We start from the raw sequence: 4,948 nt of genomic DNA on the forward strand, positions 1-4,948 counted from the left end.
ACACCTGGTTCTTCCTGCTCGCGGTGATCGCCGTGGCCGCCGCCGTGTTCGCCAGCCGACGTCTACGGAGCTACCAGACATGACTGCCGCCACCACCGTGAAACCGCCCGCGGCCAACGCCCACAGGCCGGCCCGGCGCCGGAAGCGGCAGCCGGTCGAGCACGCCACCCTCGTGGTGCTCGCCGCGGTGCTGCTCACACCGTTCGCCTGGTTCGTCTCGGTCGCGTTCCGCCCGAAGGACGAGCTCTACCAGCTGCTCCCCAGCTCACTGACGCTGAGCAACTTCCCGGCGATGATCGACCGCGTGCCGGACATGGTCAGTTACTACGCCGACAGCATCATCATCACGTTCGGCGCCGTCGCCATCATCGCCGTCGGGTCGGCGCTCGCCGGCTTCGCGTTCGCCCGGATGAGCTTTCCCGGACGCGACGTTCTGCTCTGGCTGATCGTGGGAACGATCTTCATCCCACATCCCACGGTCGTGGCGGCGCTGTGGGTGCAGCTGTTCGAGCTCAACCTGCTCGACACCCGCCTCGGGCTGACCCTGGTGTACGCCGCCTGGGGGTTTGCGATCGGCACCTTCATCATGCGCAACGTGTTCAAGCAGATACCGATCGAGTTGGAACAGTCGGCGCGAGTCGACGGCGCGTCCAGCTGGCAGATCCTGTGGCGGATCTACACGCCGCTGGCGATGGGTGGGGTGATCGTCGTCTCGATGCTGTCATTCGTGCACATCTGGGGCGAGTACCTGTTCGCGTTCACGTTCGCCGGCGGCGACGTCATCCCGATGTCCCTCGGCATCCAGTTCTTCCAGCCCAGCGGCTCCGACCCGACCTATACCTTCAACGTCGCCGCAGCCGCGGGCCTGGTGATGTTCATCCCGTCGCTGGTCATCTACATCGGATTCCAGCGCTGGTTCAGCCGCGGCGCGATGGAAGGGGCGCTCAAAGGGTGACCACCGAACAGCCGAACATCCTGCTCATCACCAGCGATCAACAGCACTGGAACACGATCGGAGCGTTCAACCCGGAGCTACGCACACCGAATCTCGACCGGCTCGTTGCCGAAGGCACCACGTTCAGCCGGGCTTACTGCCCGAATCCGACCTGCACGCCGACCCGCGCATCGATCATCACCGGCAGGTATCCCAGTCAGCATGGCGCGTGGACGTTGGGCACCAAGCTTCCCGAATCCGAGACGACCATCGGCTGCCTGCTTGCTGACGCCGGCTACCGATCGGGGCTGATCGGGAAGGCACATTTCCAGCCGCTGCTCAGTACCCCCGAACATAGCTCGATGGAGTCCTACCCGGAGCTTCAGGATCTCGACTTCTGGCGGAAGTTCCACGGCCCGTACTACGGGTTCGACCACGTCGAGATGCTCCGCAACCATGTCAACGAAGCTCACGTGGGCCAGCACTATGCGCTGTGGATGGAGGAAAAGGGGGCCACCGACTGGCGGAGGTACTTCTCGCCGCCGACCGGGACGATGGCCGCGGCCGACGGCTTCCGCTGGGACATTCCCGAGGAGCTGCATTACAACACCTGGCTGGCCGAGCGCGCGTCGTCGTTCATCTCCGACTCCGTCGGCCGCGACCAGCCGTTCTTCTGCTGGGCGAGCTTCCCTGACCCGCATCCGCCCTACCTGGTCCCGGCACCGTGGGACTCGATGTACAGCCCGGAGGAGTTGACGATCCCCGAACTCGTTCCCGGCGAGCACGACCGGAATCCGCCCCACTTCGGACTGAGCCAGGAGCAGGAACCGGACTTCAGCGCGTGGCGGGAGTCCGGGTTCGCGATCCATGGATTGGGATCACACCAGCTCGACGATGACCAGCGACGACGGCTGGTGGCGGCGTACTACGGCATGGTCAGTTTCACCGACACGTACGTCGGCGTCATCCTCGACAAGCTCGAACGACTAGGGGTCGCCGACAACACGATCGTCGTTTTCACCACCGACCACGGCCACTTCTTCGGTCAGCACGGTTTGCAGCACAAGGGACCGTTCATGTACGAGGACTTGGTCCGGGTCCCGATGCTGGTCCGCTACCCTGGCCGGGTTCCAGCGGGCCGTGTCTCGCCCGCGCTCCAGTCTCTCGTGGACCTCGCACCGTCCTTCCTCGACTTGGCGGGTCTGGACATCCCGACGACGATGACCGGGATCAGCCAGCGCGACGTCTGGCTCGGCCGTCGGGACGGTGCGCGGGATCATGCGATCTGTGAGCACCACCACGAGCCGACCACCGTCAACCTACGCAGCTACATCAACGAGCGCTACAAGCTGACCATCTATTACCGCCAGACCTACGGAGAGCTCTTCGACCTCGACCAAGACCCGAACGAGTTACACAATCTCTGGGACGACCCGAGCTACGCCGGCCTGAAGACCCAGCTGCTCCTCGAGTATGCATGGGCAGAGCTCGGCAAAGAGCCCATGTGGATGCCGCGCATCGCCAGTGCATAGCCCGTCACAGACCGGGCATGCTGACGTACATGGACAGAACACAGGTGACGGGCTGGGTACAGGCCTATGAGAATGTGTGGCGGACTCCGGGGACGGATGCGCTCGCTTCGATCTTCACCGAAGACGCGGCCTATCTCCAGGGCCCGTACCAAGAGCCCGTCATCGGTCTGCCGGCCATTGCGCGGATGTGGGAAGGCGAGCGCACGGGCCCGGACGAGGTGTTCCGGATGACCAGCGACATCGTCGCCGTCGAGGGCAACACCGCGGTGGTACGAGTCGAAGTGTTCTACGGCGAACCAGTCGACAAGGAGTACCGCGACCTTTGGGTCATCCGGTTCGCCGCGGACGGACGCAGTCAATCCTTCGAGGAGTGGCCCTTCTGGCCGTCGCGATCGATCACCGTACCCACCGACACAGGCGTCAGGCGCAGCGAATAGGTTCCTCCGCTGCAGACCAGAACTCGGCGCCGTCGGCGTCATCAAGGCTGACAAGATAGCCTGCGTCCTGTTCCGTGCTCAACCAGGGCTGTCGACGCACCGGCACCATAGCATGCCGCAAACGGCATGGTCAGTGTCACCTACGAGCGCACAAGCAGGCGCCTTTCACGAGGCCGCACCGAGCCCGATGAATTTCACCTCCGGGCCAGGTCTGCACTGACAACGGCCGGCCGCCGAGACAACGGCACTCGGCGACTGGCAACCGCACATCACTCCAGGAAGGCCTGCTGACATGACCGCAACCGAGCCCGAGACCACATTCGACGCCCGCTACAGCGAAGAGTCCGCCCAGGCGACCCCGTGGGCAGACGCTCGTCGCCAGCTCGCGGAGGCCGAGCTGTCCTGGATCTCGACGGTCCGTCCAGACGGGCGGCCGCACGTGACACCGCTGCTGACGGTATGGGAAGACGAGATGCTGCACTTCTGCACCGGCCCCGACGAGCGGAAATGCCTGAACCTGAAGCAAAACCCTTCCGTCACCTTCACCACCGGCACCAACACCCAGCACGGCGGGCTTGATGTGGTGCTGGAGGGCGAAGCCGTCCGCGTCACCGACGCGTCGACGCTTCAGCGCCTCGCGGACACGTGGGTCGCCAAGTACGGCGAGGAGTGGCGTTTCAACGTCGGCGACGGCGTGTTCCGCCACGTCAGCGGCGTCGGCGAAGCTTGGGTCTTCGCCGTCCATCCGACGACGGCGTTCGGGTTCGGCAAGGACCCGTTCAGCCAGACCCGCTACCGCTTCGAGCAGCGCTGACGACGCCCGCCTCGTCGGCGCCCGGTCAGGTCGCGTTCGCGTCGTCGGGCGCCTCGGTGTAGAAGGCCGTCGTCCGATCCCCGGCGGCGTTCGCCGCAGCCGGGTCCTCGCCGGCGGCGATGCTCGCGTCGCGCCACCGCTCGCTGCTCAGCGTGATGAACCGGCGACCCTCGTCGGACGCGCTCCAGGCCATGACCTGCTCCGGGTCCACGGCCTCGCCGCTCTCGATGTGCAGGGCGAGTCCGATCAGTCCCAGGTCCCAGCCGACACCTGCCGCGCCTGGGCCGAACTGCGCCCACCGGTCGTCGTCGACGTGCGAGATGTGCTCGAGCTCGAAGCGCGTGCGGTGGTCATCCTCCGGCGTCAGCCGCACCTCGATCCAGCTGACCTCGCCGCCGTACTCCCAGGTGGCGGAGAAGCTACGAGGAGGATCGCAGCGCTGGATCGTGCCCGAGGCGTTGCCCTCCAACTCATACCTCCCGTCCAGACGCAGCTCTCCCGAGATCGGCAGGAACCAGCGCGGGATTCGTTCGGCATTGGTGCACGCGTCCCAGACGTCTTCAAGGTCGGCCTGGTAGATCTGGCTGATGGTGGTGGTGCGGGCTTCTCCCGCCTCCAGGACACGGGTTCCCACCTGCCGGCGTCTCGCGTTGATCTGCTCGACGACGTCGATCATGTCACGCTTCCCTTCTCGTGGTCTTCGGGATGTGCACGCTGCCGCCGTTCGCGGCGCCCACGGGCCAGCTCCGTCTCCAGCGCCATCAGCGGCGGCGTCCAGAACCGTCGGAAGTGGTCGAGCCAACCGTCTACCTCCCGCAGCGGTTCGGCATTGACGGCGTAGAGCCTGCGCGCGCCCTCTGGCCGGACCGTGGCGAACCCGGCCTCCCGCAACACCTTCAGATGCTGCGACACAGCAGGCTGGGTGATCCCGTATTCCTCCTGAATCACCGCACACACCGCACCGGAGGTCATTTCGCCGTCGGCGAGCAGTTCCAGGATCCGTCTCCGGACCGGGTCACCGAGGACATCGAACGCGTGCACGAGACAAAATTATAGCGACGACTTATATAAGTCAATACTTAATATACCGCGCCGGGGTTCCTGGCCTCATGTAACGCTTGTACAGCCTGAGAGGCTGCCAAGTGTTACATGAGGCCAGGAACCCCAAAACCATGGCAATGGGTCGGGCCCGGCGTTACAGCTTGAAGCGGTCCAGCACGACCGGAGCGAC

The 4,948-nt window shown here is 65.2% G+C and carries 7 protein-coding genes; 5 read left to right on the forward strand and 2 right to left on the reverse strand.

What is annotated here, in order from left to right; translation table 11 throughout:
* The 5 genes from ELR45_RS42495 to ELR45_RS04975 all read left to right on the forward strand — a co-directional run.
* Positions 1-83 (forward strand): hypothetical protein (locus tag ELR45_RS42495; RefSeq protein WP_420813823.1); only part of this gene is annotated, 83 nt, incomplete at its 5' end.
* Positions 80-955, forward strand: coding sequence for a carbohydrate ABC transporter permease (locus ELR45_RS04960; RefSeq protein ID WP_129663929.1), 876 nt, complete (start codon positions 80-82; stop codon positions 953-955). The genes ELR45_RS42495 and ELR45_RS04960, both read left to right, overlap by 4 nt.
* On the forward strand, positions 952-2,466 hold the full coding sequence (locus ELR45_RS04965; protein ID WP_129663931.1) for a sulfatase family protein: 1,515 nt from the start codon (positions 952-954) through the stop codon (positions 2,464-2,466). Before ELR45_RS04960 ends, ELR45_RS04965 begins: the two co-directional genes overlap by 4 nt.
* A 29-nt stretch (positions 2,467-2,495) precedes the next feature.
* A complete protein-coding gene (locus tag ELR45_RS04970) occupies positions 2,496-2,903 on the forward strand; it encodes a nuclear transport factor 2 family protein (RefSeq protein WP_129663933.1) in 408 nt (135 codons plus the stop codon).
* Between the two features lie 292 nt (positions 2,904-3,195).
* On the forward strand, positions 3,196-3,717 hold the full coding sequence (locus ELR45_RS04975; protein ID WP_129663935.1) for a pyridoxamine 5'-phosphate oxidase family protein: 522 nt from the start codon (positions 3,196-3,198) through the stop codon (positions 3,715-3,717).
* Positions 3,718-3,742: 25 nt separating this feature from the next.
* On the opposite strand, the gene ELR45_RS04980 is transcribed toward ELR45_RS04975, so the two are convergent.
* Both ELR45_RS04980 and ELR45_RS04985 read right to left on the reverse strand, forming a co-directional pair.
* Entirely contained in the window at positions 3,743-4,393 is a 651-nt protein-coding gene (locus ELR45_RS04980; protein WP_129663937.1) for an SRPBCC family protein, read from the reverse strand.
* On the reverse strand, positions 4,390-4,758 hold the full coding sequence (locus ELR45_RS04985) for an ArsR/SmtB family transcription factor (protein ID WP_129663939.1): 369 nt from the start codon (positions 4,756-4,758) through the stop codon (positions 4,390-4,392). Before ELR45_RS04985 ends, ELR45_RS04980 begins: the two co-directional genes overlap by 4 nt.
* Between the last annotated feature and the right edge of the window lie 190 nt (positions 4,759-4,948).

This window comes from Phytoactinopolyspora endophytica, from assembly GCF_004138495.1.
GTDB classification, from domain to species: Bacteria; Actinomycetota; Actinomycetes; order Jiangellales; family Jiangellaceae; genus Phytoactinopolyspora; species Phytoactinopolyspora endophytica.

What these genes read in the sequence shown, in the direction of transcription:
- ELR45_RS04970 (WP_129663933.1), top strand. Translation starts at nt 2,496, where the DNA reads ATGGACAGAACACAGGTGACGGGCTGGGTACAGGCCTATGAGAATGTG.
- ELR45_RS04980 (WP_129663937.1), bottom strand. Translation starts at nt 4,393, where the DNA reads ATGATCGACGTCGTCGAGCAGATCAACGCGAGACGCCGGCAGGTGGGA.
- ELR45_RS04960 (WP_129663929.1), top strand. Translation starts at nt 80, where the DNA reads ATGACTGCCGCCACCACCGTGAAACCGCCCGCGGCCAACGCCCACAGG.
- ELR45_RS04975 (WP_129663935.1), top strand. Translation starts at nt 3,196, where the DNA reads ATGACCGCAACCGAGCCCGAGACCACATTCGACGCCCGCTACAGCGAA.